This is a genomic window from Pseudoflavonifractor phocaeensis (assembly GCF_016901955.1).
GTDB lineage: Bacteria > Bacillota > Clostridia > Oscillospirales > Oscillospiraceae > Flavonifractor > Flavonifractor phocaeensis_A.
On record NZ_JACJLC010000007.1, the window covers coordinates 1 to 26,668 of the forward strand.

Below are 26,668 nucleotides of genomic sequence, written 5' to 3' on the forward strand. Positions count from 1 at the left end.
CTGCGCCAGCTCATCACTAAGCGCAGACATTGTCATCTGTTTATCCATGTTTTTATTATATCATGTCGGGCTGTATCACGCTTACTTTTCTGTGCGGTGTTGCCTTAGAACAGGCCCTGGAGAATCAAGGCATAGCCCATTGTATCGGTGCTCCGGGTGCGCTATGCTGGTAACAGGGCGGACTTTCACACGCACGAGCGGCGGCGGGCGTGAAAAATTGAACCAGGAGGTGATAGCATGAGTGGGACAGCGGCGCAGCTGGTTTGTAAAATAACCCCGGGCGGCACATGGGTCATGTGCCCGGTATGTCGGCGGGGGAAGCTGCTGAAGCTGACGGAGAACACCAGAGCGCAGGGGCTGGTGCTGTTCTGCCGGAATTGCAAACATGAGACCGTGGTGGAGATCGGGCGGGGAGGCAGCGGCCTGCCCAGGGTGTGGGAAGAGGCCAGGGAGGAGCCCTTGCACGGAAGCGCAGCCCGGGCGTGCTGCTGATCCTGGCCAAGGAGCGGGGAATTTCACGGGGAAAACGGTGATTTTTTGCGGGGTGATCTTGCCGGTTGGCTACGTGCAGGCGCACGGGTGCCCATGTGCGGGCAGGGGCGCACGGGTGCGGGGCCTACGGCCCACCCACCCCCCGGCCCGAAAAAGTTTCAGGGGGCGGGGGTGCAAGACCGTGTGGCCCCTCTGGTGCGAGAAATTCTCCCCAATGGGAGTTGAGGCCAAAACAGTCATAAAGCCGGGGGAAAAGTGTACTTTTGCAGGGGCGATTTAAAGGCAAACTACCAGGAGGCTTGGGCGCACACGTGGGCGGGCGCGGATGCGTGCGGGCCTTCGGCCAGAGGTGCCCCGGCCCCAAAAAAATTTACGGCCTTGTGGGTAAGACCGTGGGCCACCCTCCATGCGGGAATTTTTCCCCATGCAAAAAACTGTTTCCCCACCCCCTAGCCAAAAAACAGCACGGCCCAAAGAATGGCCTAATCGGGTGGGTTCGAGACAATCCCGAATTGCTCGTACGTGTGCGCGCGCAGCAGCCGAGACTGGTTACGCAGCCGGTGACCTCCGGCTTATGCTTGGGTAAGCCCTGCTCCCCAGCGGTGCCTAGTGAGTGCCTGGTGGCGCTCCTGGCCCATCCTGCGGGATGGTTAGCCCCTGGGATACCCGCTCGTGCCGGAGGGCCTTTACGTGGGGCGCAGCTTGGCCCCAGCTGGCCTGCTGAGGCCCTGGTACGTAGCCGGTGGCCCCCGGTCTATCCCGGGGTATGCCGCCGCTCCTGGCGGTGCCCGGCGAGTGCCTGGCGGCGCTCCAGGCCCCTCCTGCGGGGTGGCAGCCCCTTGGGATACCCGCTTGTACTGGAGGGCCTTTACGTGGGGCGCAGCTTGGCCCCAGCTGGCCTGCTGAGGCCCTGATATGCAGTCGGAGGCCCTGGGTATGCCCGCTCCGGGGCGGTGTCTGGTGAGTGCCTGGCGGTGCTCCTGGCCCCTCCTGTGGGGCGGCAGCTCCTGGGATACCCGCTCGTGTTGGAGGCACAGACGTGGGGCACAGTCTGGCCCCTTCTGGTCTGCTGAGGCCCTGCTACGTAGCTAGAGGCCCCCGGTCTATCCCAGGGTATGACGCCACTCTCAACGGTGCCCGGTGAGTGCCTGGTGGTCTTGCTGTCCAGAGGAGATCCAGCAGGCGAACCGCAGACGGAGACCTATCTCAAATCCGTCTGCGCTGGCGTATTTGGGGGAGTATCTTGGGAGCCTTTTGCCCGCCCAGGATGCGCCCGGTTCCTGCGGAGGTTGGTAAGCCTCCATCTTCAAATACGAAATCGCTTGCGGATTTGGGGAAGTATTCCGCTTTTCGTTCTGCCCAGGTCTGTAGCCTGGGATACCCGCCCGTATGAGAGAATAGCAGCGGGGCGCAGCACAGGCCACATCACCGATTATGGGAGTGCAGCCAGGCTTACGGGGTATTAGGGGAGCCCCCTAAAAGGGCGTTTGGCTGGCCAAATGCGATGCTTGCGGAAACTGTGGTAACTGATGGATGGGGGCTGATCTGGGAAAGTTCTTGATTGCCTTTTGAATCCATCTGTACTACGGGCAAATCCGTCAACGTTGGCGGATTTGAGGTAGCAGCTGCACGGTACACACTAATCTGAAATCTGAAAAACGACAGCGTTGTCGTTTTTGGCGGCGGGATCGGAGCATAAGGAAATCAAATCGGCAGACGCTTGCCGATTTGGCAGTGTGTCCGACTTGGACACATAACAACAACGAGCGGGCATCCTTCTGAGGCAGGATACCCGCTCGCTATTCTGCTGGGGAATGAGTCTTTATGCCACGCAAAAACGGCGGCTGGTGACAGTTTTGGTGAATCGCTCTACCAGCTCGGGGGCGGCTGCCTTCAGGGCCTTGCTATCCAGCCGGGAGGAGGTTACCGGCTTCCAGGTGACCTTATATTCCCCGGCCCGCAGCTCCTGGGCGTCGCCCATGTGGGCCTTGATCGTATCCTTGATCGCCTCCGCCTCGGCCTGGGCCTCCTCAATAAGGCTCTGGAGCTGGCGCAGCTCCCGGATCCTGCTTTCAAGTTCGTAGCTGCTCATACTGCAAACCTCCTGTTAACTGGGGTCAAGTGCCGGGGGGCTTTACGGCATAGCGTTCTGCTCAGTGCGTCTCAATCTCCCGTATCCTGTCCCGGTCTAACCTTGTGTTCTTGGGATCCACCTTGACTTGACCTGTTCCTCTTGACATTATGAATTATAGCATATCTAGGCCTAGATAGCAATACGCAGAGTGCACAGATATCTAGGCCTATATTTGGCAAATATATATCTATGCCTAGATTGCTTTTTGTGGTATAATAGCAGCACAATGGGGGAGATGTCTCTATTTATTGCATTCCCAGGGAGGAGACAAGTATGGCAGAAAAAACAGAAGCCCAAAAGCGGGCACAAAGAGCATATATGGAGAGATTTGCGGTTGCACGGGTTCGCATGGAGAGGGAGAAGTATGAAGCCGTTCAGGCCCATGCAGAGGCCCACGGCGAGAGCGTGAACAGCTTTATCAACCGGGCAATAGCTGAGGCGATGGAGCGGGACAGTGCCGCTTGTACGGTCACTGGTGGGCCTGCTGAGGGCACAAAATAACCCCGGGCACAGTGCCTAGGGCTTGACAGTGTGGCCACAGCGGCCTATAATGGATATAGAAAGAGGCGCTGCCGAATCGCCGTATCGGTCAGCCCTTAGAGTAGTTTGAAGTGATCGCTGTACTTGTCAGGGTGCCGGCGGTCACTTCTTTTTTGCCTGAATAAACAGGCTGCAAACACCAATGATGACCAAACAAAGCTGAAGAACTTCGGATGTACTCATGGGCAGCCCTCCTTTCCGAAGATCGGAGAGCAAAGAAGCTGCCCTCCGTCAAGAGGGCTGACCGCTGCTGTCCGGCAGCGCCAAGGTCAGGATAACATAGAATGGAGTCGAAAGCAAGTGGGGGGGCTTTATGTCTGGTTTTTTGGCCTATAGGGATGAGGTCAGCGGTCAGGGTGGCAGATAGAAACCCAGACAAAAACCAGACGGATACCCCGAATAAGTTCAGAAATGCCAATGCAAGTAGACAAAAGAACAGAACAGAAAAGGCGGGGAAGTATTGCGCCACAAGGGAAAGAGACGATAGCGGACAAAAGACCGGTAAAGTGGAAAATGCACAAAAAGTAATTGGTAAGGATGAGGTCTCCGGTTCAAATCCGGATAGCAGCTCCAAAAAGTACCTGGATTCTTATGAATCCGGGTATTTTTTTGAACTTTTTTAAGGAAAAATATTTAGCGTTGGAACAAAGTGCTAACATTTGCTAACATTCAATTTTTAAATGGTCCATTTTGTTCCATCATTTGAGCCATTTGAAGAAGCATATCCGCCATTTGAGGAGCTTTATACAACAAGTCGATTGCTCTCTTGACAGATTCCGGTGTTTGAGGTTCAGGGGGATTGCCAGCAGCTTGTGGCTTGCACTCCATGGTGGAAAAGAAATGTGTCTCTACTTTTTTAGCCAGGCGCTTGCGGTCCTCTGTCATGATATGGGAGTAGACATCTGTAACCATATTTGCTTGGGCGTGGCCAGTATCTCCTTGAACAGTTTTAATATCGCCGCCGCTAAGTTGCAATTTTAAACCGGTGCTGGAATGGCGCAGACTGTGGAAGACGACCTTAGGTAAATTGTGCTGACGGATAAATTCGCTGAACATCTTCGCAATCAAGCGGTCTTCATATGGGCGTCCATTGTCTTGCGCAATCACCAAATTATAATCCTGATATTCGGCTCCGGCCAAACGCTTTTGCTTCTGCTGTAACTGACGGGTCTCTAGCAGAGCATTGGCAACCGTGGATGGCAGATAAATATTACGGATACTGCTTTCCGTTGGGCGCCTTCAGTACAAGAATTGTGGACGCCTCTGTAGATTTCATAGATGGGAACACGAAAATAATATCACCACGGCCTTTGCTTTGCAGAGCATTTACACATTTTTTATCGCTGCGGTGCAATTCTTTCGTGACCTGAACATAGCATTCCTGGTGTAACATCAGATTATCATCAATGAAAACACAGTCCCATGTAAGGCCGAGTATTTCTCCGATCCTCATGGAGCAGCCAAGTGCTAACAGCAAGCACAGTTTCAAAACTGGATCTGTACAAAGGGTGATAGCCAAGCTGGCGTGCTCACTGCTCCAAACAGCCCTGGGATGCTTCTTGATGCGGGGAAGTTCAACCGCCATGGCCGGGTTTGTGCCTTCCAGGTAGCCCCACCGCAGAGCCTGATTTAAGGCGCTGCGAAGGATGGCGTGAATCTTATGTACTACGTCGATGGAAATTGTTTTTGCGGAGTCATCTTTTCCGGGCATATGTTTGACCGGTTCGGAGAGCAGAGACTGATAATAGTGTTCCAGCTTCCGGGTGGTAAGGCCCGCTATGGGGCACTCGCCGATATAGGGCAGGATATAGTCGTTGATCCGATGCAGATTACAGGACATGGTGCTGTCGGACCAGTGGCTCAGCCCATGCAGTTTGACATACTCCTCTAACAGCGTTTTGACATCCACAGTGCGCTGGAATAGTTGGCGGTTTTTATCTGGATCCAATAAGTTCAGCGGCGGCAGCAGTTTTCCCTGTTTTTTCAGGAGAGAAATTTCGGCAAGACGCAGTTCAGCTTCTTCCAATGAGTCAAAACTTTCAAAAATAATCTTGGGATAGCCGGGACAGCGGTAATTGATCTGATACCGCTTCCCGTGTTTTTTTATGCTCATTTGGTGTGCTCCTTTTCTTTCATAAACCCTTACCAATGCCTCCTTCCGGGTGAGATATCTGGAGCACTTACTCGCATTAACAGTATATGGAGACTGTTCACTATATCGTGTCATGATTACAATACAGCATCCCAATGGTCCCATGGGTACATACCTTTATGGTGCTACGTACGACTTCGTGGTAGACAGTAGTTTAGGAAGTGGAACTGCCGCCACAGAGACTCCATCCGATCCAGTCTCAGTGTCCGAAATTGCATACTCCACCAGCTACTCCATCCTGGTCGATGGACAGTCCGTGGCCTTTGATGCCTATGCGCTGAAGGATGCAAACGGCAATGATACCAATTACCTCAAGCTGCGGGATGTGGCCTATGTGCTCAATGGGTCTCAAGCCCAGTTCAATGTTGGATGGGACGGGACGGCTAACGCGATTACCATTAACACGGGAGAGTCTTATGCGTCCAACGGTTCCGAGATGTCCACACCATTCTCCGGTGACCGGATCTATACGCCCAATCAGGCGGCAGTTCTTGTGGATGGCCAAGCCTCTGATTTGCAGGCGATTACGTTGACAGATGACAGCGGAAGCGGCTACACCTATTTCAAACTTCGAGACCTAGGACAGGCCCTTGGGTTCAATGTCACTTGGGATGGAGAAGCCGGAGCAATTGTCATTGACACCACCCAACCTTATCAGGGCTAAAAGGACAGCACCGATACATTGGCTTTTTCTACACATAAAACCATATAAGACATGTAAAAAATGTCCTGCTGAAGACAGTCATCCGCGAGGACGTGGATGTAGATCCACGCCCTCATGGCTTCTGTAGAAGCTGTTTGGCTGCCGTGCCCTATTATTGTTTATGCCGACGCAATTTTTGCGCAAACTGGCTTCGTTGCAATGGTTGTAAAAAATCCGAGGCCATGGTATACTGACCATGAGGTGAGGTGCGTGCGATTCCAGCCATTTGTTTTCGACCGGCAAGGCTGTCGGATCCCTGTGATCATCGAGCCGATGACGCAACGGGACGCCGAGTTGACCAATGAGCAGCCTCTGTGGCAGACCTCATGGACCAGCGAATTCCTGTCGGATGAACGATTTCAGCGATATGCGGCAAGGGTTGGAGATGAACTGATCGCCCTGGGTGCCTATGAGATTCTGGAGAATGCTTTGGTAGTCCATATCGTGTATCTGGAGGCCCAGCCAGAGTCGAATCCCACCCTCGATGAAGGACAGCCGAAATACACGGGAATCGGGCGACTGATGGTTGCCTATGGCATCAAGCTCTCCATTGATAACGGCCTGGCTGGCGATGTGGTGCTGGAGGCGAAAACAACAGCCCTGGCAAAGCATTACGAGCGGGACTTCGGGGCGGTGCGACTCCCAATGTTTCAATCGTCCGCCCCCAGATATTTAATCGCGGATGAGGCTGCAAAACGGATCTTTTTCGCCTATCTGGTTTGAGACGGGAGGTGCCCTGTATGGACGAGAATATCAGCCGGCCGGTGTCTGATGCGGAGTGGTATTTCAGGAAAGACCCGGAGAGAGAACGGTTTTACGAGATCTTCTTCCAGCTGTGCCGGAAATACGGCGTGCGATGGGGTAAGGCGACGGAAAAAGAGCAGGCATTCATCGAAGAGGTGACCAGGGTTACCTATGAGCGGGACAGGGCGGTTCGGCTTGGCCTGCCCCTGTCCGATGTCCGCCCGTCTTTTGCCTCGTGATTGGGCCTGACCCACACCGTGACCCACACGCCGAAAAAAGCGGACGGAATCAACGGACGCAAGAGTGCTGGAGAGTATGGCCCGCCGGACGAAAAAGGGCACAAAAGGCCCCAAAAGCAACAGACCTCACCCTTCCAGTCAGTTGGTAAGGATGAGGTCCCCAGTTCGAATCTGGGTAGCAGCTCCACAAAAAGACCGCTTTTCTTTTGAAAAGTGGTCTTTTCTTTTGCAATTTACAACAATTTCGGGCACATTGAATTTCGCCAGTTGTCTTTGACCACAGAACAAGCCACAGAGAGAAAAATCACGGGCCTCCGGGACATTTTGCCTCCGGAGGCCCGTTTGTGCGATTCGCCGAATGGCCTGGTCAACCTGCCAGATCATCCGGTTTCCCGTGTTCTTTCGCTGCGGCGATCTCTTCTTTCATCTCCCGGATCAGCTTCGCCAGCTTCATTTCGCACTCGGCCTCGGTCTTTGCGTACACATTCCGGGCCATGCGCTGGCCATTGACGATGGGGGAGTAACGGCCCTCCCACAGGTGGTCATTGATCCGGCTGACGCAACCAGTGCCCGGTTTGCGCCGCTGCCCCTTGCGGGCCTGGAAGGTGCTGGGGGCCGGTTTCCGGGATGCTGATTCCCGCATGGGCTTCGGTTCGGCTCTCCCGATCCCCCTGTCGATCTTGTCCGCTGCGTTCTGCCGCATGGCGTCAGTGATGTGAGCGTATGTGTTCAGGGTGGTGGTGCTGGACACATGGCCGATGATGGTGCTCAGGGTCTTGATATCCATCCCATGCTCCAGAGAGGCAGTGGCGAAGGTATGCCTTAAATCGTGGAAGCGGAGTCTTTTGCACTCCGCCCGTTCCAGCACCGTCTGAAGCCGCTTCCGGACGGCGGCCGGGTCCATAGGGGAGTCTTCCTTGACAGGGGAGGGAAACATCCACCGTGAGTGGACGGCTTGTTTGTAGGTCTTGAGCACGTTTAGGACCGGGGCAGGGAGGAGTACCGTCCGGTTCCCCGCCTTGGTCTTGGGCGGGGATACTGCCAGTTCTCCCTTGACCCGGTGGACCTGCCGCTCCACCCGCAGGGTGCCGGTCCGGAGATTCAGGTCACGCCACTGGAGGGCCAGGATCTCGCCCCGGCGCAGGCCAGTGGCCAGTTCCAAGAGAAGCAGCTCGTAGCAGCCGTCCTCCCTGGCCTGGATCAGCAGCCGCTGGATCTCCTCCGGAGTCAGAACCTTCATTTCTCTGCCCTTGACAGGCGGAAGTTTACAGCTGTCCGCCGGGTTGCGGAAGATCAGTTTCTCCTCCACTGCCTTGTCCAGTGCGGCGTGGAGGGTGGTGTGGATGCCCCGGATGGTCTGGTCGGAGAGACCCTCTCCATAGAGTTCTGTGCGCAGCAATCTGCCATTCTGCCTAAGATGGGTATAGAACTGCTGGATGTCCCCGGTGGTCAGCTTGTCCAGCTGGATACCGCCCAAGGCGGGAATGATGTGTTGGTAGATCCGCCGTTCATAGGACATCTGGGTGTTAGGACGGAGACTCGCTTTCTTGTAGTCCTGGTACCAATGATCCAGCCAAGCACCCAGGGAAAGCCCTGCTTTTGGAACTTCAGGGGCGGGAGTCTCCAGTCTCTCCCGCAGGGCCTTCAGCTTTGCCACACATTCTGTTTTTGTCTTAGCAAGGACATTTTTGGTTTTGGGCAGGCCCTTTTCGTCATAGCCGATGACCACTCGGCCCTCCCACCGGCCGTCCTTTCTCAGACGGACGCTGCCGTCGCCGTGTTTTCTGCGTTTTGCCACGGGGCCATCTCCTCTCCTATGCTCTGCGCCATTTCATGAGTCAGACGTCGAATGGCCCGCCGTGCCTCCCGCACCAGCGCATCCCTTGACTGGGACTTCTGCTCATAAGTGTGGAGCATCTCCTGCTGGAAGATTTGATTGGTCAGCTGAGACTTGATTTTGTGGATGCCTTCCCGCGTCAGGTATGCCTCACCGGGCACCGTTGACCACGCCATCATGTGGACGTGTGGGTGGTCACCCTCGTCGTGGTAGGCGGCGTACCAGCGGAAGTGATTTGGCGGGATGTTCATCGCGGCGGCGATGTCATTGCGGTTTGCCAGGAGCAAATTTTGCCACGCCCTGGCGTTGTCGTAGCCAAGACGGGTTGCATCCTCACGTTTCAGGGAGATGATGTGGGTCCATACGTTGCCGGTGTAGTGATCCAACTCCCGCATTGCTTTTTCTAAATCCACGCCGTCCTCATCCCCAAAGAGGCCGTGGTCACCCAACCGCTCTGCCCTGGGACGGGTGGCAATGTACTTCATGTAGCCGTCCGACTGCTGAACCTGCGGCCAGATTTCTTCCAGTGCCCTGGTGATGAAGGCGGAGGCGTTGTCCTTGGTAGACTTGTCTTTGTAGTCCAAATACTCGTCCAGTTCTTTGGACGAAGGGAAATCTTTCACCAGTTTTCTGACCAACTGCTCCTGCTTTCTCGTTGGCGGACGGTCATCCGGGAGCAGTTCCACCCGTTCCCGTGTTCCAATGTACTGCAGATATCCACTGACAGGATGGTTTCTATCGCACTGCAGGTAGGGACTTTTCAGGATCAGTCTTGCCACTCATCGTCCTCCTCCCAGGCCCCACGTACCCGCTGCTCCAGCGAGACACGGCCGTTGGTCTTTTTCACATTTTGCACGCTCTCCGCTCTCCGGCGGCGGAGGTCCTCGTCGCTGAACTGATAGGTGTCGGCCAAGATACCAGCCACCATGTCCTGCTCCACCGCCTGCTTGAAGGTCAGGGAGGACAGCCGCTCCTCCAGTTGTCCCAGCCGCCCGTCCAGGTAGGACTTGATAGACGTTGGCAGGAAAAGGCCGGCGTCGTTGGCGCTGAGGTAGTCCAGGTAAAAGTCCACCGCCCGCTCAATGAAGGCGGTCATGCTCCGGCTTCCATCCTCCTGAAACCGGCGCTCCAGAATGGCTTTCTTTTCCGAGGTGAGATAGAAAGCAAATCTCTCTTTTTTGCCCATAAACTGCTCCTTTCCGGGGCGTGACCCCTATTTTTTCGTTATGGCAGTAGGAGTTCGGGGATTGTGACCACAAACGTGATCCCCGCCGCCTGTTTTTGACCCCACTTTTGATACACCCAAAACTCCCGTAACTGCCCGCACTGCGGGCAGTTGTGACCGGCCGAAGGCGCCACCGGCGACCCCGGCGTTTATCCTGCTTTCCCTTTCGTCCTTCGGTTCCGCTCCAAAAGGGCCGGAAGCCTTGTACCGCAACGCCTCCCACAACCGGCCCACACTGGCCTGAAACCCGCCGAGAGGGGCAGGGACTCTGCCCCTCCCGCAATCGGGGCACACAGTGGCCCACAGGCGGTCACGTTGGGCTTTCCCGCGCCCGCAGGAGTTTCGCCACTCGCTGGCGTTCTGTGGCTAACTCCAATTCCGCCAGTTGGCGGTCGTAGTGCTGGTCAATCACCTCTCCGATAGGCCGGAGAGTAAACAGCAGATTTCCGTTGCGCCTGCCGCTGGACTTGGTAATGACCTCGGTGGGTTCGGTGGTGATGAGACCACGCTCCTCCAGTTGACGGATGTACTTGCGGACAGTATTTTCACTCATGCCCACTGCTTCGCCGATGGTTTTGATGCTGGGCCAGCACTGATGCGTCTTTCGATTTTCGCACCGTTTCAGGAAACTGTACACCGCCAGCTCGCCATAGTCCAGTCCCAGCTGGAACAACTCGTTGGGCAGGAAGAAACCGTCCCGATAATTTCCGTACTTCATGTGCTGCCTCCTGTGTGTTCCTTCACCCACTGGATGAACTGCTCCTTGGGTACCACCATCCTGTTGCCGATGCGCAGTACCGGGAAGCCCGGCTCGTGCATCAGTTCATATCCGCTGGACGGTGAGACGCCCAATACCTTCGCCACTGTTTTTGAGTTGAGAAACAGCGGCAGCTCCTCATAATTTTTGTAGGCAGACTCTTTCATTTTGATTACCCCCTCTACTACTTTACCCGAGGACATTTCTGAAGTGACATAGAATTGACACACCTGTGCTTCTTTTAACCCCCTCACTATGTATTGGGGAAATAATATCCTTTTGACATATTTCTGACAGAAAAGCGGAGCGCCTGCTTGGTCAGCAGACGCTCCGCTCAGTGTTGGGTCGATTCAGTTTTGCGCCGGTTTCCGCAGACGGCATTTTCCATCTGCTTCGTCCCGATCCTTCAGCAGACGAGCCAGGGCAGAGAAAAACTTCTTTTGCAGATAGTCCACGCTGCCCCGGTTGAGCTGATGGGCCTCTGCGTACTTGCGGATGGACAGGCCGTCTACAAACCGCTCCCGGAAATAGTCCCGGTATTCTGACAGGATGGTTTTCAGAGCGTTGTCCAGAAACTGCAGATCCTCTTTCAGCTTGGCGAAATCACTTCGTGTGATGGCCGCATATCTTTTTTCTTTCACGCAAAGGTGGTATTTGTTCCAGTCGAAGGTGTAGTTCTCGCAGAGTTCCTTGGCGTATGCGTGGTAGGTGAGAGACTGCTGATACTCTCGGGAGTCGTATTCTTCATCCAACTGCCGCCGATGCCGTTTGCGCACCGGCCCCCGGAAGCCCTCATCTTCCAGTCTTTCGATGGCAGCCGCTGAGATCTTCATGTTTATCTGCCGCTTGTACTTGGCCTTCCGCTCTCCATCCACTTTTACGAAGGCGCAGAAGGATTTTTTGCTGGAGGTGCAGTACCTGGGGACATCCGCGAAAGGATAGGAAGTCCAGATGACGGTCTCCTCTCCGGTGTCGGCATCGGTGGCCGTGGAAATCACATAGACCACCTTGCCATCGTACCGCCGGTAGTACCCAGCACAGATCCGCCTGCCCGCCATTGCCGTACCTCCATTCTTTTTCTGCCTTCAGTATAGCGAAGCGCGGGCTTTCTGTAAATGGTGGAGGTTTTTCTTTGTTTTATTCCCCAGCAGGATTTGAGGGCGCTTGTCTGTTATAGGCGATTTATTATTTAGTAAAATTTTAGTAAAATCTATTGACTTCGACAGCATCAGAAATATAATGGGTTTAGAACGACATAAAAGGGGGAACTTCATGGCAACAATTAAAGATGTAGCCCAGGCCGCCCAGGTCTCGGCTGCCGCGGTTTCCCGAGTTCTAAATAAGGATGACAATATCTCTGTCACGCCGGAGGTGCGGGCCCGGATTTTTCAGGCGGCTCACGCCCTGGGCTATGTGTCCCCACGGCAGCGGAAGGCGGCGGAGCACAAGACTCATCTGGTCATCGGGGTGGCGGACTGGCGAATCATACGCCCGGATCGGCCCAATGTGCGGCTGTCCTCTCTGTCCTGCCTGGTGCAGATGATGACGGACCAGTATGAGGTCTCCTTTGTGCGGCTGACCTTTGGGGAGCCCCAGAAAGTGGACGGCATCATTGCCCTGGGTGTGTTCAGCGAGAAAGAGATCGACTTTCTCCGCTCTCTGTCCTTTGCTATCGTTTTCGTGAACTCCAATCAGCACAACTATGAGTTCGACCAAGTGCAGGTGGACTTTGACCGGGGCCAGGAGCAGATGGTGTCCTATCTGCTGGATCAGAAGCGGTACACCGGCCTGGGGTATATCGGCGGCATCTACGACGGGCCCAATGGCCGCATCGGTGCCCACCGCCTGGCAGCCATCCAGCGTATCTTGGAGGAGCGCGGCCAGTACGATCCCCGCACCTTCCATGTGGGGGAGATCAGCCGGGAGAGCGGCTATGCACTGGCCAAGAAGGCCGTGGAGGAACATGCTCTGGCTGAGGCCATACTGCTGGGCAGCGACGAGGTGGCTGAGGGCGCTCTGGAGGCTTTCCGGGAGCTGGGCATCCGTGTGCCGAAAGATGTGGCGGTCATTATTTATCAGGATATTCAGACTTTGGAGAGCAAGTGGCCCACCGGCACCTGCCTGGAGATGTTCCCGGACTATGTGTGGGAAAACGCCCTGGAGCTGCTGTTCGGGCGAATCAGCCAGCGCCGCTCTCAGGCGGTCACCGTCACAGTGCCTACCCACCTGAAGATCGGCGACACCGCCTGATCTCCTACAATGGTTATAAGAGGAATTTCCTCTGTAACAGATACATTCTAAATCAAAGGCAAAATACAGCAAACATCGAGGAGGATTAAAGTATGAAAAAAGCACTTTCTCTCCTGCTGGCCGGCGTGATGTGCATTGGCCTGTTGGCCGGCTGCGGCGGTCAGAACACGGAGGACACCCAGGGCTCCGGCAGCACGCCGGACACCAGCAGCACCCAGGAGAGCGGGAACAAGACTATCGATACCCTGCGCATCGCCTTTGTCCCCTCTCGGGAGCCGGAGGAGATCATCACCGCCACCGAACCCCTGAAGCAGATGCTCACCGATGAGCTGGCTAAGCTGGGCTACGACGTGGGCGAGGTGGACATCACCGTGGGTACCAGCTACGAGGCGGTGGGCGAGGCCCTGTCCGCCGGCACCGCCGATGTGGGCCTGATCCCCGGCGGCACCTATGTGCTCTATGACGACGGCTGCGACGTGCTGCTGACCGCCACCCGGGACGGCCTGTCCATCGACTCCGACAACGCCAAGGACTGGAACGACAACGCCCCCACTGAGCCCACCACCGAGCAGGTCACCAGCTATCGGGCCCTGATGATCGCCGGCCCCTCCGAGAAGGGCCAGGAGCTGGCCGCTAAGGTCAACGCTGGCGAGGCCTTGACCTGGGAGGACGTGAGCAGCGCCAACTGGAGCGTGGCCAACTCCTCCTCTCCCGCCGGTTACATCTATCCCTCCCTGTGGCTGCAGGAGAATTTCGGCCACAACATCACCGACCTGCCCCACGCGGTGCAGTCCGACTCCTACGGCAGTGCCTTCGCCCGTCTGGCCTCCGGTCAGGTGGACATCCTCTGCACCTACGCCGATGCCCGTCGGGACTATGAGGACGAGTGGACTGGCGAGTACGGCATGACCAACAGCATTTGGGACGACACCGCCGTGGTGGGCGTCACCCCCGCCATCTACAACGATACCATCAGTGTCAGCAAGACCTCTCCTATCATGGACGACGACTTCAAGGCCGCCCTGTCCGAGGCTTTCATCAATATCGGCAACACTGAAGAGGGCAAAGAGGTCATCGCTATTTACAGCCACAACGGCTACCTGCCCGCACAGTCCTCTGACTACGACTCCGAGCGGGCCGCCCAGGAGATGATCCAGTCCCTGAACAGCGCGGGCTAAAACAATCCAGCAAGGACCACACACGAGGGAGGGAGGCCGCGGCTTTCCTCCCTCCTTTGAAATGGAGAGAACACCATGATCGAGTTTAGAGAGGTAGAAAAACGCTATCCCAATGGGTATGAAGCCCTGCGGCACATCAACCTGACCATTGACCAGGGGGAGTTTGTGGCCATCATTGGCCTGTCCGGCGCAGGCAAGTCCACTCTGATCCGCACCATCAACCGGATGCACGACATCACCCAGGGGGAACTGACGGTAGACGGCACCGACGTCATGTCCCTCCACGGGAAGAGCCTGCGGAAGTTCCGGCGGAAGATCGGCATGATCTTCCAGTCCTTCAACCTAATCACCCGAACCACCGTCATCAAGAACGTGCTCACCGCCTTTGTCCCCGATTTGCCCTGGTGGCGGGCGACTCTTGGCTTCTTCACGAAGGATGAGAAGATGAAAGCGTTGGAGGCGCTGGACCAGATGGGCATTCTGGACAAGGCCTTCGTCCGGGCGGACCAGCTCTCCGGCGGCCAGCAGCAGCGGGTGGCCCTGGCCCGGACCCTGGCCCAGGACCCCCAGATCATCCTGGCAGACGAGCCGGTGGCCTCCCTGGACCCGGTGACCGCCAAGCAGGTCATGGACGATTTCCAGCGGATCAACCGGGAGATGCACATCACAGTCCTGATCAACATCCACCATGTGGAGCTGGCGCTCCAGTACGCCACCCGGGTGGTGGGCATCCGGGCCGGTGAGATCGTCTACGACGGCCCGGCGGACCAGGTGGATCAGGCGGTTCTGGACGCCATCTACCAGGGGAAGCAGGAGGAGCCGGCATGAGCGTATACGACAAGATCTTCCCGCCCAAGCTGCTGACACTCCCCAACGGAAAACAGATATCCAAGCCTCGCTCTCGGGCGCCCCTGGCAGCAGTCATTCTGGTGGCCATGACGGCCCTCTCGGTAGAGGTCACTGGTTTTGATATGGGCGTTCTCGTCAGCCGGATCCGGGAGTTCTTTGTTATCCTGGGGGAGATGATCCCGCCGGAGTGGGACTATATGTCTCAGATCTGGCAGCCCCTGTTTGATACCATCAAGATGTCTCTGCTGGGCTCTTTCATCGGTTCGATCCTGGTGGTTCCCTTTGCCATGCTGGCCTCCACCAACATCATCCACAGCCGGGTGGTGGTGGCCGCCATGCGGCTGTTGCTGAGCATCATCCGCACCCTGCCCACCCTGGTCTCCGCCTTGATCGCCACCTACATCTTCGGCCTGGGCACCCTGGCGGGCACCACGGCCATCGCCATCTTCACCTTCGCCTACATCGGCAAGATCCTCTACGAGGAGATCGAGACCGTGGACATGGGCCCCTTCGAGGCCATGGAGGCTATGGGGGCTACCAAGGTGCGCTCCTTCATCAGCGCCATTGTTCCCCAGGTGCTGCCCTCCTATCTCTCCAACTGCCTGTTCTGCTTTGAGGGCAACGTGCGCTATGCCTCCATCCTGGGCTATGTGGGCGCCGGCGGACTGGGCCTGATCCTCAACGAGAAGATCGGCTGGCGGGAGTACGCCAGCGTGGGCATGATCCTGCTGGCCCTGTTCGTCACCGTGTTCATCATCGAAACCATCAGCCGCGCCGCCCGGAAGCGGCTGGTATAAGGAGGGGACGCCATGAACAACCGAATCGAAGCGGCCTATGAGCAGCGGCCCCGCCGCTGGGTGTTTGAGCTGGCCGTGGCACTGGTCGTAGTGGTCCTGCTGGTCTGGAGCGGCTCCGCCGTGGAGACGGCGGGCACCACCCAAAACGGCGCGGTGATCGCCTGGAACATCCTGGCGGGCATCTTTCATCCGGACACAGACCTGCTGTTCAATTTCACCACCCAGGGCGTACCCTATCTGCTGCTGGAAACCATTTGTATCGCGTTCCTGGGTGCCATTGTAGGCGCTATCATCTCCATACCCCTGGCGTTTCTCTCGGCCTCCAACCTGACCCCCAAGCCTGTGGCCTTTCTGGGCCGAATCATCATCATGGCGGTGCGCACCGTTCCCGCCTTTGTCTACGGACTCATGTTTATCCGGGTCACTGGGCCGGGCGCCTTCGCGGGACTTCTGACCATGTCCCTGTGTTCTGTTGGCATGGTGAGCAAAATGTATATCGAGGCCATCGAGGACCTGGATGTGCGGGTGCTGGAGTCCCTGGACGCGGCGGGCTGCACCACCTGGCAGAAGATCCGCTACGGCATCCTGCCCCAGCTGATGCCCAACTTCGCCTCCACCGCCATTTACCGCTTTGACATCAACCTGCGGGATGCCACCGTGCTGGGACTGGTGGGAGCCGGCGGCATCGGCGCGCCGCTGATCTTCGCCATGAACTCCTACCGCTGGGAGGAGGCCGGCGCCATCCTGGCGGGTCTCATCGTGCTGGTGCTGATTGTAGAATGGATCTCCACCAAGATCCGGGTCAAGCTGGCCAGGGGGTAATCATGGAAAAGACATTTCAAATCTATTATACTTCAGACACCCACGGCCATATCTTCCCGGTGAACTATGCCTCTAACTGCCCGGAAAACTCCGGACTGCTGAATCTGGCCGCCCAGGTGGAAAAAGACGGGAACACCCTGGTGCTGGACGGCGGCGACTCCCTGCAAGGGACGCCTTTGACTCAATATTATCTGGAACACTGCAAAAAGTGGCCCATCCACCCGGTGGCCGCCGCTTTCAATGCCATGGGGCTGGACTACTTCACCCTGGGCAACCACGACTTCAACTTTGGCTATGAGGCACTCCGGGATTATCTGCAGGCGATGGACGGAGTTTGCCTGTGCACGAATGTAGAGGACTTGGGGGGAGAGCTGCGCATCCGTCCCTGGGCGGTGCACACCCTGGCCAACGGCCTGCGGGTAGGGATCACCGGCGTGGTCACCGACTTCGTAAACGTGTGGGAGCAGCCACAGAACTTGGAGCGGATTCGGGTTACCGACGCCTTTCAGGCCGCACGAGCGACTTGCGCCGCCCTCCGGGAACAGTGTGATGTCTGTGTGTGCATCTACCACGGCGGCTTTGAGGAGGAGCTGGAGACAGGGCGGGTGCTCTCGGACAGCGGTGAGAATCTGGCCTGTAAAATTGCCCGGGAGCTGGACTTCGACCTGCTCCTCACCGGCCACCAGCACATGGCGGTGGAGGGAGTGAATCTGTCCGGCACCTACGCCGTTCAGCCCCCCGCCAATGCGGGGCAGTTTCTCCATATTTCCGGTAAGTGGGAGGGAACACGCAGTTCCTTCCGATCCAGATTGACAGCGGTGGGCGCAATCCACCCAGCAGAGCCTTATCAGAGTCTGCTTCCACTGGAGAATGCCGTACAGGACTGGCTGGACCAGCCTATCGGGGAGTTGGATCGCACCATCCCGCCGGAGGGGAAATTGGAAGCGGCTCTCTACGGCAGCCAGGTGGCTGCCCTGTTCAATCAGGTGCAGCTGACAGAGACCGGGGCGGACTTCTCCTGCACCAGCCTGGGCAACGACCCGGTTGGCCTGGCCTCTCCGGTGACTATGCGGGGGGTGACAGCGGCCTACCTTTTTGCAAACACCCTGGTGGTGCTGGAGGTAACGAAGGAGGTGCTGAGACAGACCCTGGAGCGGTGTGCCACCTACTTCACCCTGGTTGATGGCCAGCCCCAGATTGCAGAGGAGTTCCTGCTGCCCAAAGTGGAGCACTACAACTACGACTTCTATGCCGGGCTCTCCTACACCTTCGATCTGCGCCGGCCCGTGGGCAGCCGGGTGATCCGCCTGGCAAAACTGGACGGCTCCCCGCTGGGAGGAGGGACCTTCCGCCTGTGCACCAGCAACTACCGGGCCACAGGCACGGGTGGATACGAGATCTTGAGGGAGTGTCCCGTCCTGTGGCGCGGGGGCACAGAAATGCCGGATCTCACCGCCCGCTACATCCAGGCCCACAGCCCGATGCCTCAGTTGCATAACGTGGAGATGCGGGTGATCTGGTGAAGCGTTCTTGACAAGCCACAAGGAATGTGGTTTTATAAATCAGACAGAGGAAAGAAGGTGGAGGATGGACAGATTCAATGTTGCTGTGGATGTTGTTCAAAATGCCGGAGATCTTCTGCGGCAGTGCCGTCTGGAAGAGTCAGAGATCTGCCAGAAGACGGGGCACCAAGATCTGGTTACTCATTGGGACCGGAAAATCGAGCAGTTATTGCGAAATGAAATACTGACAGCCTTCCCCCAGGACTCCATCGTGGGTGAGGAGTATCCGCCGGAGGCGCATCGCACCGGGTCGATGACTTGGTATATTGATCCCATCGACGGGACCACGAATTTCATCAATCAGCATCAGAACTACGCCATCTCCGTGGGGTGCTGGGAGGGAAGTACCCCGCTGTTCGGCCTGGTGCTGGATGTGGAACGTGAGACGCTCTACTGGGCAAAGCGCGGAGGAGGCGCATGGCAGGATCAGACGCAGATCCATACCTCCGGCCGGCGGGAGCTTTCGGAACTGCTGCTGACAACGCCGGGCCTGCAGTATACCTTTCTGGAGCCTCATCCGTACCAAGAGCGGATGATTCGGCTCTCCCGGAAGGTTCGGGGTGTCCGCTGTCTGGGTTCCGTGGCCTTGGAATTGTGTGAAGTGGCCGCAGGCCGGGCAGATCTGTTTGTAACCATGCGATCCTCTCCATGGGATCACAACGCTGCGCGGATCATCCTGGAGGAGGCCGGCGGCGCGATCTTCACGGTGGATGGAGATGAACTGCCCCTGGATCAGAAAAGCACGGTGGTCGGATTAAATTCTTACAGCATAAAGAGTTGCGTTTTTAGTGGATGAACACATATTTTCACCCTGACTATCGTACCACGCTTGATAGAATAGCTGGGCCAACGAAATCGTTGGCCCAGCTTTTTGCTCTGAACGGCTGACTTGTGCTCTTTTGGTGGATAATTTTCGGGGTGATCCTTTTATGGGATACAAACGGGATTGAGTCATTGCTCCCTATACGCGATCAGATGCTCATCGGCCGCTCTGATCAGAGGCACTTCTTTCCTGGTATATCTTATCCGCGCAGGATTTCGTCGGCGATGGGAACCAGTGCGGAGAAATCGGTAAAGTCCACCTGTTTTCCGTAAGTCTCCAGTAGCGCCTGGTCCTCACCGGACCTCTGTCGCGCCGGTTTACTCCGCAGGGAGAAACACATGGCGGCCATCATGGCCCGGTGACGTGGGGACAGAACGGCATAGTCAATGCCGCCCCGGAGGTGGAAGAAGATAGCCTGAGAGAATAGCTCTGGAGACATCTGCCGTTTCAGGGATACGAGGATATGCGCCCGGTTCTGCGGCTCCCCGGGGTCGGCCAGACCCACAGTGGCCACAATCAGCCGCTGGCCCTCCCGGAGGGAAAGAACTTTCATTGTCTGCTTGAGCCCCAGCACCCCGCCGGCATAGAGCGCCCCAAGATAGACGAGGATACTCCCCTCAGCCAGCCTGTGGAACTCCCCACAGGGGATGGCGGATAGGCCGGTGAGCCGGGAGAGCTCCTCCGCATACCGGCGGGTCGTGCCGTATTTGCTGCCATAGACGATAAGCCCATCCATCTGTGAAAATTCCTCCCTTTGCACAGCGCAACTATCCAGCCCTGCGGTAAAATTTACGTTCACGACAGCGCGGCGATGATCTTCTCCATGGCGGCGTAGCTGGGCATGGCGGCCACCTGGGTGATCTCCGCGGCCAGGTGGGGGACGCCGAAGTGGTCTTCGTCGGCGCCCGTCCCGGATACCTCGGTACGGAAACCGTGGTTTTCCCAGGCCAGGCGCTGGATCTCCTCGTCCATCAGGGCGTCGATGCCCGCCTCCCCCGCCTCGTCCAGGGCGATGTAGATATGGGAGGACCAGACGGTGGGTGTGGGATAGATCAGCACGATGTCATCCTTCAGCTGTTCCCAGTCCTCCGGGTTCTCCACGGCGAACTCCAGCAGTTGGTTTTCATAGCCGGCGATCATGGGCTTGGCCCCCATGCCGGTCTTGAGGAACTGGTCGAAGAGGTCGGAGGAGGACGCCTCCATATAGCCCAACTTCTCGAAGATGGCCTGCAAGCGGGGCAACACCGCCTCCACGCTGTCCTCATCCGCCACCCCGCCGCACAGCACATTGGCCAGCAGCCCCGCGAACATATTCCCGGAGTTGGAGCGCACGGGGTCGGTAGTGTTGACAGCCACGGTGCCGTAGAGCTCCGGGAGCCCCAGGTCCGCCCAGGCGGTGCCCGCCTCGATCTCCGCCACCAGGCCGGCCATATCCATATAGTACACCCCATCCCGCTCCGTCACCAGCCCCTCTTTCTGGAACGCCTCCAGGATGGGCCGGTGGGTATAGAGGACGATGGGGGTGTTGAACACGATCTGGCTCCTGTCCGGCGCGCCGTAGAGCTGCTGGTAATACTCCAGGGCGGTCTGGCTGGAGGGAAAGAGGAAATTCCGGCCCTCGTGATCCGCCGTTACCATGTCCAGGGAACCTGCCTTGGCATAGTCCAGGGTGAGCCCGTAGTTCCGATCCAGGATGTCCTGTACCGCCTCGTCCTCCAGCAGGCCGATCTTCTCGCCCCCCACATAGCCCCGCAGGACAGCGGGCTCCGGCTGGGGGCCGCCTCCCAGAAACAGATAGACCGCCGCCGCCCCGATGACGGCCAGCAGGATGATCAGACCGATCCATTTTGATTTGCTTCCCATTGGAATCCCTCCGTGTTCAGCAGGCCCTCCATGACCTTCATATCCGCCTCCGCGTCAAACCGCTCCGAGGCCATCAGCTGACTGAGCTGTGCCTCGAATCCAGTTTTCAGCTTGGGCAGGATGGCCCGCACCTTCCGCTGGAACTCCCGCACCTCGGAAGTCCCCAGCCCGGCCTCCTGGAACTTCACATACTGCCCCAAGATCCGGCCCACCGTGTCCAGGTAGTAGGTGAGGAAGCGGTTGGCCGACGGGATCTTCTCCGGATGCTCCCGGAGATACCGGTAGAGGCGATCCCCCGTCTCCGTGAGGGCCAGGGCGTCCTCATGGGTCCGGACGTCTGTGATGCGGCCGGCGGCCGACCGGATGGCTCTCAGATCCCGCGCCGCCTCCTCCATCAGGGCCTGCATCTCGCCGCCGTCTGGCCGCTTGGCGAAATAGAGGGTGACGGGGTCTGCCTTGGGGGTCAGCAGAAACCACAGGCCCAGATAGATTCCCACCCCCAGCGCGGCGCTGAAGAGGAAACTCCATCGGAGGGCCAGTGCCAGAACCAGAAAGACCGCGATTCCCGCCCCCAGCGACAGTACCAGCTGCCGCAGCTGTCCTTTTTTCATCTCAGTTGTACCCCTTCACACTGCGGAAGGCCCCGATCAGATCCTCCCGTCCGTCAAAGACCCGCGCGTGAGTCAGCTCTGCCAGCTCCTCCAGCTGGGTGGGGTCGGCGGAGCCGAACATGATGGAGAACACCGGTACGTCTGCTCCGAATGCCTCATAGGCGGTTTGGAAAGCGTCGATGCTGCCATCAGATACCCCGTCCGTCAATAGTATGATGGCGGGGGTGTACTGGCTCAGATCGTAGTTTCCCAGCTGCCGCAGGCTCTCTGTAGCTGCGGCGTAAATATCTGTGCCGCCGGTGGCCTCCTCCGCCTCCACTTTGGTGTAGAGGGATTCCAGTTCGCTTCCATTTCCGACGGCGGTGTAGATGTCCCGCGGGTAGCCCTCAAAGGGGATGAGGATATTGACCTCATGCTCCGAGGCCTGGAGCAGATTCTTCTCCGCGTTCTCCTGGATCAGGATCTGGCTCATGGCCTCTACCATTTGCTCCCGGCCGGTTCCCTCCATACTGCCGGAGTAGTCCAGACAATATATGGTGAGAGAGGGCTTGCGGAACTCTGTCTGGTACAGGTTCAGGCACTCCATCAGCACCTCGGTGGACGGCATCCGGATGGGGGAAAGTACCCGGTCGGGCTGGATGCCCCAGTCGGCGCGGAATACGTCCGCGTTCTCCGCCGACACCCCCTCGTAGCCGGTGCGGCGGCCGGTGCGCTGGATCTCGTTTTGCACCTCGTCGGACAGGAGGTACTCCTGCAGATCCAGGAATGCCTGTTCCTTCTCGGCATCCCCGTTGTCCACATAGCCCAGGGGAGAATCGGCAATGGAGAGACCGTCATAGGGGTAGACGGCATACAGGGTTTCCTCCCCACGGGCCTCCAGTTCCTGATTGGCGCTGATGATAAGGCACTCATAGTTCACCATGGCGTCATAGCCGCCGGTGAGAAACAGATCCTTCAGCCAGTCAGAGCTGCCGGAGGACCGGTCTACGCCGGAGAGCAGCTGGGTGATCTGTTCCGAGAGGCCGGGAGTCTGGAGGCTCTCCGACGTGATCACATCCGGATTGCCCAGTAGAGCATAAAGAAAACCAATGTAGGCGCTGCACCCGGAGTTGGACTGGGTGGCGGAGGTCATGCAGAAGTTCAGCTTCCCGGACTGGATGGCGGAGAGGAGGTCGCTGACCGACACTTCCGTGCCTACAAAGCCCAGCTCCTCCGCCAAGCTCTGGCGGATGCCAAAGACCACCGGGGTAATGGAGATGGACTGGGTATGTTTGACACGGTACTGGGTGTCCCCGGCGGTGAGCCACAGGCTGCTGGCAGGCCACACCGCGTCGTAGTCGATGCTCTCTCCCTGGAGGGTGCGCATGATGTCCAGGGAGCCTCGGTAGTCCATTTCGATGTTCACACCCCGTTCCCGGGCAAAGTCATCCAGGATGCCCTCCAGCTCCTGGTTCTCCGAGCCGGAGAGAATGCGCAGCGTCACGTCACCGCCATAGTCGAAGGCGTGATCTCCGCTGGCGGAATCGCCGGTGGAGACTGCACTGTCAGACGGCGTCGGACCGCAGGCTGTCAGAATCAATGCCAATGCCAGGATACATACAGATAAAACCGCGCGTTTCATAGCAGCAGATCCTTCCTTTTCAGATGTGGTGCGCAGGCAGCGCAAGCCCATGCGCGGAATATATAAAATAATCCTAATCTACCATATCACAGCCGCCTTGCGCCCACTACCGCGGCGCAGTAAAATGCGTGTAAAATTTGTGCATCATCCTGGAAAATGAACGCATCCCCCATGTGCGGGCATGGGGGATGCGTTCATCCGTCTGGAAAATAGTCCTTTTTCATCCGGTGCAGCGACTGGAGACGCTGCGTACCTTCGTCTCCCAACCGTTCCGCCACAGCGACTGCCAGAGCATCCAGCAGGGCGGCGGGAGCTGCCATAGAGTGATACTCCTTCTCTGTCCCCCGGTAGGCAAAGAGGCTGATGTCCGCCCGCTCCTCCGCGGGCAGGCAGGTGCGGCCCACAAAGGCCAAGGTCCGATAGCCGGCGGACCGGCTGTGCTCCAGGAGGATGCGGCCCTCCCGGGAGAGCTTGGAGAAGCTGAACAGCACCACCAGATCGTTCTCCGCCGCTTGCGCGAGTCCTTCCAGCAGTTCAGAGCCGCCGGAGGGAAGGAGAGACACCTGTAAGCCCAGCCGCCGCAGGCGGAAATGGAGCAGCTGTGCCATGGAAGCGGAGGCGTTTTTTCCGTGAAGAAACACCCGCCGGGCAGAACAGAGAGCCTCCACCGCCCGGTCAAATTCCCCGGTGGAGAGCTGTTGTATGGTCTTCTCCAAGTATGCCCGCTGCCGCTCCAGCCAGGCTTGGGGGGAGAAATGATCCCCCTGACTGAGCGTGGCCGTCAGCTTTACCGCCGGGCCGGGAGACTGCTCCAGCACCAGAGATTTCAGCGCCTTGAAGTCCCGGCAACCCACATGGCGGGCGAAGCGGGAGACCGTGGCGTCGGAGAGCTCCAGCCGCTGGGCCAGTTGGCCGATGGAAGAAAACAGGAAAGCATCCGTGTTGATGTTGATATAGTCCAGGATCTTCTGCTCCGCCCGGGTCAGTTCCCCGGCCGGGGTGGGAAGGTGCAGGTCCATGACAACCCCCTCATTCTTTCAAAATTGCTTGCAGCGCGCTGTGGAGCCGCCCGTTAGAGGCCAGCAGAGGCCCGCCCTCCCGGAGGGATAGGGGGCTGCCGTCGGGGGCGGTGACTTTTCCTCCAGCCTCCGCCGCGATGCGCATTCCGGCGGCGTAGTCCCAGGGCTGGAGAGACAGTTCCACATAGCCGTCCAGCCGTCCGCAGGCCACCCAGCACAGGTCCAGGCTGGCACAGCCGGTGCGGCGCACGTCCTGACACCGGTCATACAGCGCCCGCATCTGCCGGAAAGCCGCATCCGCCAGCTCCCGGCGGCCTGGGACGGTGCCCGTGGACAGGAGGCTGTCCTCCAGCCGGGAGACATCGCTGACGTGGATCGGGACTCCGTTTCGGAGCGCTCCGCCGCCCCGGCGGGCGGTGAAGCACTCCTCCGTATAAGGATTGTATACCACACCAAAGACAGCTTGTCCACCCTCCGCCAGAGCCAAGGAGATGGCGCTGTGCCGGAAGCTGTGGATCAGGTTGGTGGTGCCGTCCACCGGATCCAGGATCCAGCAGGGGCGGCTCCAGTCCAGCCCCGTATTGTCCTGCTCCTCTCCCATAAACTGGACATCCGGGGCCAGGGCGGCCAGACGCTTCCGCAGAAACGCCTGTACCGCCACGTCCACATTGGTCACATAGTCCGTTTCGCCCTTGGAGCGGATGCTCTGAACGGCGGCGGGATCGGTCAGCAGTTCCCCCGCCTCCAATACCGTCTGGACGGCCCCCTCCGCCAGGGAATCCGTCAGGGCGGTCATGCGGTGGCCTCCCGGGTCAGAATGGCCACGTAGTCGCCTCCCAGGGCATGGATCTCCTTCAAGGACCGCTTCAGCAGACAGGCGGTGCGCACCTGGAAGGCGGCGGTGTCGGAGAGATCAATGGCGTAGCGGCCGGCTGTCATCTCCCCATAGAGGGCGGGGACGGTGTCCACCTCCCGTTCAAAGACCGTGGTGACGCAGCCGTACTGCACCGCCTGATGGGTGTCGCTGCCGGACACCACAGGGATGCCCAGCTTTTTCCCCAGGTCATGGGTGAGCCGCTCCGTCCTCTCCCGGTCAAGAGCCAGGTCTTTCCCGTTCAGATCCAGAAATTTCAGGCGGCGGAGCTGCTCCTCCGGCAGTTCGGGCACATGGCCGCCGGCGCGAAAGGGATGGCCGCAGCCCACCAGCACAGGGTATTGGTCGAACAGCTCCATGAGCCGAGAGAAGGGCAGAAAATCCCCCTTTTCCTTGTGGGGCTCCAGCCGCCAGTTCAGCTCCAGAATAGCCTCCAGGGGCCCGATGGACAGGATATGACCGCCCTCCGCCACATCCGTCTCCATGCCGGGGAAGATGCGCAGGCCGTTCTCCAGCTCCAGAGCGTCCCCCGTCCTTCGGCTCACCGAGGCGATGTAGCCGTACACATCGGCAAACTGGAGGGTGTTGAAGTGCTCCGTCAGGCACAGGGCGTCCAGTCCGGCCCGTCTGGCCTCGCCGAAGAGCCAGTCGGTGTAGGCGGTGGAAAATGGGAGCTTTTTGGCCAGCTTCCCATGGGTGTGAAAATCCAGGCGCAAGAGAAATGACCTTCTTTCTTACAGCAGTGTGGAGATCAGGACGGCCACCGCCACCACCAGGAAGGAGACGGCCAGGAACAGTCCATCGTTATAGGTGACCTTCAGGGCGGCCAGCTTGATCTTTTTCACGGACTTGTTTACCGCCGCGTACCGGTAGCCCCGCAGCTCCAGTGCCTCCACCGTGGTGCGGGAGCGCTTGGCGGTGTTGAGCATCAGAGGGTAGAAGGACTGCATGATGATCTTCACCTGATAGACCAGGTACTTCACCTTGCCCCCGAAGGTCTCGTGGGCGGGGGGATTGCCCCGCAGCCGGTAGGAGAGCAGCACGTTCTGGAATTCCTCCATCAGCATGGGCAGCATCCGGTAGGCGTAGGAAATGGAAAAGCTCAGCCGCTCCGGGCAGCCGTACCACATGAGACCGTTGGACAGCTTGTCCGGGTCCAGCCCGGAGAACACAGTCACCGAGGCCAGGGAGATGGTGGCCACTTTCAACGTGAGGATGAGTAACGGGGCAATGGCGGAGGCGTCGCCTCCAAAGAGCAGTGTCACCAGGAACAGATACCCCGTCTGGGAGAACACCCCCAGCGCGAAGAGGAACAGCACCAGCCCCGCCACCCGGGCCAGGATGGTGGTGGCCATCACCAGCAGGAAGCACCCCAGCAGAAAGGGGATGTCGCTGACAAACCAGGGGACCAGGCCGAAGAACAGGTACCAGGCCAGCAGGACCCGGGGGTCCAGGGCGGCGATGACGGTGTCGTCGTTGCCGTAGGCGTTCTTCAGCACCTGATTGCGGAGAAAGTCCATGGAGAACTTATCCAGAATGCTCTCCGAGAGTTTGGCAGTCAATTTTTCCACAGCGG

General features: G+C 58.2%; 30 protein-coding genes. 13 read left to right on the forward strand and 17 right to left on the reverse strand.

Features of this window, described 5'->3' with window-relative positions:
• The first annotated feature begins 237 nt into the window (after positions 1-237).
• On the forward strand, positions 238-492 hold the full coding sequence (locus H6B51_RS02735) for a cysteine-rich KTR domain-containing protein (protein WP_204882228.1): 255 nt from the start codon (positions 238-240) through the stop codon (positions 490-492).
• Between the two features lie 1,822 nt (positions 493-2,314).
• Here the strand turns inward: H6B51_RS02735 and H6B51_RS02740 are convergent.
• Positions 2,315-2,584, reverse strand: coding sequence for a hypothetical protein (locus H6B51_RS02740; protein WP_204882229.1), 270 nt, complete (start codon positions 2,582-2,584; stop codon positions 2,315-2,317).
• A 315-nt stretch (positions 2,585-2,899) separates the two neighbouring features.
• Between H6B51_RS02740 and H6B51_RS02745 the strand changes: the two genes are divergently transcribed.
• Together H6B51_RS02745 and H6B51_RS02750 are read left to right on the forward strand one after the other, a co-directional pair.
• Positions 2,900-3,127 carry an Arc family DNA-binding protein gene (locus H6B51_RS02745; RefSeq protein ID WP_204882230.1) on the forward strand — a complete coding sequence of 76 codons (228 nt, stop codon included), beginning with the start codon at positions 2,900-2,902 and terminating at the stop codon, positions 3,125-3,127.
• A 323-nt stretch (positions 3,128-3,450) separates the two neighbouring features.
• Positions 3,451-3,789: a hypothetical protein gene (locus tag H6B51_RS02750; protein WP_204882231.1), complete on the forward strand. Its 339-nt coding sequence runs from the start codon at positions 3,451-3,453 to the stop codon at positions 3,787-3,789.
• A gap of 46 nt (positions 3,790-3,835) precedes the next feature.
• On the opposite strand, the gene H6B51_RS02755 is transcribed toward H6B51_RS02750, so the two are convergent.
• Together H6B51_RS02755 and H6B51_RS02760 are read right to left on the reverse strand one after the other, a co-directional pair.
• Positions 3,836-4,306, reverse strand: a complete 471-nt coding sequence (locus H6B51_RS02755) for a tyrosine-type recombinase/integrase (RefSeq protein WP_335342092.1) — start codon at positions 4,304-4,306, stop codon at positions 3,836-3,838.
• A 70-nt stretch (positions 4,307-4,376) separates the two neighbouring features.
• Positions 4,377-5,279 carry a tyrosine-type recombinase/integrase gene (locus H6B51_RS02760; RefSeq protein ID WP_204882232.1) on the reverse strand — a complete coding sequence of 301 codons (903 nt, stop codon included), beginning with the start codon at positions 5,277-5,279 and terminating at the stop codon, positions 4,377-4,379.
• A gap of 142 nt (positions 5,280-5,421) precedes the next feature.
• Between H6B51_RS02760 and H6B51_RS02765 the strand changes: the two genes are divergently transcribed.
• The 3 genes from H6B51_RS02765 to H6B51_RS02775 all read left to right on the forward strand — a co-directional run bounded on the left by H6B51_RS02765 (position 5,422) and on the right by H6B51_RS02775 (position 7,004).
• Positions 5,422-5,982 carry a stalk domain-containing protein gene (locus H6B51_RS02765; protein WP_243421109.1) on the forward strand — a complete coding sequence of 187 codons (561 nt, stop codon included), beginning with the start codon at positions 5,422-5,424 and terminating at the stop codon, positions 5,980-5,982.
• 249 nt (positions 5,983-6,231) lie between these two features.
• Entirely contained in the window at positions 6,232-6,744 is a 513-nt protein-coding gene (locus H6B51_RS02770) for a hypothetical protein (RefSeq protein ID WP_204882234.1), read from the forward strand.
• A 17-nt stretch (positions 6,745-6,761) separates the two neighbouring features.
• On the forward strand, positions 6,762-7,004 hold the full coding sequence (locus tag H6B51_RS02775; protein ID WP_204882235.1) for a hypothetical protein: 243 nt from the start codon (positions 6,762-6,764) through the stop codon (positions 7,002-7,004).
• Positions 7,005-7,371: 367 nt separating this feature from the next.
• Here the strand turns inward: H6B51_RS02775 and H6B51_RS02780 are convergent, their stop codons facing one another.
• The 6 genes from H6B51_RS02780 to H6B51_RS02805 all read right to left on the reverse strand — a co-directional run bounded on the left by H6B51_RS02780 (position 7,372) and on the right by H6B51_RS02805 (position 11,881).
• Positions 7,372-8,802 carry a tyrosine-type recombinase/integrase gene (locus H6B51_RS02780; protein WP_204882236.1) on the reverse strand — a complete coding sequence of 477 codons (1,431 nt, stop codon included), beginning with the start codon at positions 8,800-8,802 and terminating at the stop codon, positions 7,372-7,374.
• Positions 8,760-9,620, reverse strand: coding sequence for a MobP3 family relaxase (mobP3, locus tag H6B51_RS02785; protein WP_335342093.1), 861 nt, complete (start codon positions 9,618-9,620; stop codon positions 8,760-8,762). Before mobP3 ends, H6B51_RS02780 begins: the two co-directional genes overlap by 43 nt.
• Positions 9,608-10,027: a hypothetical protein gene (locus H6B51_RS02790; RefSeq protein ID WP_204882237.1), complete on the reverse strand. Its 420-nt coding sequence runs from the start codon at positions 10,025-10,027 to the stop codon at positions 9,608-9,610. Before H6B51_RS02790 ends, mobP3 begins: the two co-directional genes overlap by 13 nt.
• A gap of 349 nt (positions 10,028-10,376) precedes the next feature.
• A complete protein-coding gene (locus H6B51_RS02795) occupies positions 10,377-10,784 on the reverse strand; it encodes a helix-turn-helix domain-containing protein (protein ID WP_101691962.1) in 408 nt (135 codons plus the stop codon).
• Positions 10,781-10,990: a helix-turn-helix transcriptional regulator gene (locus tag H6B51_RS02800; RefSeq protein ID WP_204874784.1), complete on the reverse strand. Its 210-nt coding sequence runs from the start codon at positions 10,988-10,990 to the stop codon at positions 10,781-10,783. Before H6B51_RS02800 ends, H6B51_RS02795 begins: the two co-directional genes overlap by 4 nt.
• 183 nt (positions 10,991-11,173) lie before the next feature.
• Positions 11,174-11,881 carry a hypothetical protein gene (locus H6B51_RS02805; protein WP_204882238.1) on the reverse strand — a complete coding sequence of 236 codons (708 nt, stop codon included), beginning with the start codon at positions 11,879-11,881 and terminating at the stop codon, positions 11,174-11,176.
• Between the two features lie 214 nt (positions 11,882-12,095).
• Between H6B51_RS02805 and H6B51_RS02810 the strand changes: the two genes are divergently transcribed.
• The 7 genes from H6B51_RS02810 to H6B51_RS02840 all read left to right on the forward strand — a co-directional run bounded on the left by H6B51_RS02810 (position 12,096) and on the right by H6B51_RS02840 (position 19,077).
• Entirely contained in the window at positions 12,096-13,073 is a 978-nt protein-coding gene (locus H6B51_RS02810; protein ID WP_087397099.1) for a substrate-binding domain-containing protein, read from the forward strand.
• Positions 13,074-13,165: 92 nt separating this feature from the next.
• Positions 13,166-14,251, forward strand: a complete 1,086-nt coding sequence (locus H6B51_RS02815) for a phosphate/phosphite/phosphonate ABC transporter substrate-binding protein (protein WP_204882239.1) — start codon at positions 13,166-13,168, stop codon at positions 14,249-14,251.
• 75 nt (positions 14,252-14,326) lie between these two features.
• The gene (phnC, locus tag H6B51_RS02820; RefSeq protein WP_204882240.1) at positions 14,327-15,079 is read left to right on the forward strand and encodes a phosphonate ABC transporter ATP-binding protein; all 753 of its coding nucleotides are present in this window, start codon (positions 14,327-14,329) and stop codon (positions 15,077-15,079) included.
• Positions 15,076-15,897 carry a phosphonate ABC transporter, permease protein PhnE gene (gene phnE, locus H6B51_RS02825; protein WP_204874788.1) on the forward strand — a complete coding sequence of 274 codons (822 nt, stop codon included), beginning with the start codon at positions 15,076-15,078 and terminating at the stop codon, positions 15,895-15,897. The genes phnC and phnE (H6B51_RS02825) overlap by 4 nt, the downstream gene beginning before the upstream one ends.
• 12 nt (positions 15,898-15,909) lie before the next feature.
• A complete protein-coding gene (phnE, locus tag H6B51_RS02830; RefSeq protein WP_204882241.1) occupies positions 15,910-16,719 on the forward strand; it encodes a phosphonate ABC transporter, permease protein PhnE in 810 nt (269 codons plus the stop codon).
• A 2-nt stretch (positions 16,720-16,721) separates the two neighbouring features.
• Positions 16,722-18,242 (forward strand): bifunctional metallophosphatase/5'-nucleotidase, encoded by a 1,521-nt coding sequence (locus H6B51_RS02835; RefSeq protein WP_204882242.1) that lies wholly within the window; start codon positions 16,722-16,724, stop codon positions 18,240-18,242.
• Positions 18,243-18,306: 64 nt separating this feature from the next.
• The gene (locus H6B51_RS02840; protein ID WP_204882243.1) at positions 18,307-19,077 is read left to right on the forward strand and encodes an inositol monophosphatase family protein; all 771 of its coding nucleotides are present in this window, start codon (positions 18,307-18,309) and stop codon (positions 19,075-19,077) included.
• A 226-nt stretch (positions 19,078-19,303) separates the two neighbouring features.
• Here H6B51_RS02840 and H6B51_RS02845 read toward each other — a convergent pair whose 3' ends face one another.
• The 8 genes from H6B51_RS02845 to H6B51_RS02880 form a co-directional block, all read right to left on the reverse strand.
• Positions 19,304-19,840 carry a flavodoxin domain-containing protein gene (locus H6B51_RS02845; protein ID WP_087337329.1) on the reverse strand — a complete coding sequence of 179 codons (537 nt, stop codon included), beginning with the start codon at positions 19,838-19,840 and terminating at the stop codon, positions 19,304-19,306.
• A gap of 59 nt (positions 19,841-19,899) precedes the next feature.
• Positions 19,900-20,967, reverse strand: coding sequence for a hypothetical protein (locus tag H6B51_RS02850; RefSeq protein WP_204882244.1), 1,068 nt, complete (start codon positions 20,965-20,967; stop codon positions 19,900-19,902).
• The gene (locus H6B51_RS02855) at positions 20,937-21,578 is read right to left on the reverse strand and encodes a 5-bromo-4-chloroindolyl phosphate hydrolysis family protein (RefSeq protein WP_087337322.1); all 642 of its coding nucleotides are present in this window, start codon (positions 21,576-21,578) and stop codon (positions 20,937-20,939) included. The genes H6B51_RS02850 and H6B51_RS02855 overlap by 31 nt, the downstream gene beginning before the upstream one ends.
• 1 nt (position 21,579) lies before the next feature.
• Positions 21,580-23,199: a vWA domain-containing protein gene (locus H6B51_RS02860; protein ID WP_204882245.1), complete on the reverse strand. Its 1,620-nt coding sequence runs from the start codon at positions 23,197-23,199 to the stop codon at positions 21,580-21,582.
• 194 nt (positions 23,200-23,393) lie between these two features.
• Positions 23,394-24,218 (reverse strand): MurR/RpiR family transcriptional regulator, encoded by an 825-nt coding sequence (locus H6B51_RS02865; protein ID WP_204882246.1) that lies wholly within the window; start codon positions 24,216-24,218, stop codon positions 23,394-23,396.
• A 10-nt stretch (positions 24,219-24,228) separates the two neighbouring features.
• Complete coding sequence (locus H6B51_RS02870) at positions 24,229-25,014, reverse strand: inositol monophosphatase family protein (RefSeq protein ID WP_204874802.1); 786 nt, start codon at positions 25,012-25,014, stop codon at positions 24,229-24,231.
• Positions 25,011-25,808 (reverse strand): PHP-associated domain-containing protein, encoded by a 798-nt coding sequence (locus tag H6B51_RS02875; protein WP_204882247.1) that lies wholly within the window; start codon positions 25,806-25,808, stop codon positions 25,011-25,013. Before H6B51_RS02875 ends, H6B51_RS02870 begins: the two co-directional genes overlap by 4 nt.
• Before the next feature lie 18 nt (positions 25,809-25,826).
• Complete coding sequence (locus H6B51_RS02880; protein ID WP_204882248.1) at positions 25,827-26,663, reverse strand: energy-coupling factor transporter transmembrane component T family protein; 837 nt, start codon at positions 26,661-26,663, stop codon at positions 25,827-25,829.
• Positions 26,664-26,668: the final 5 nt, after the last annotated feature.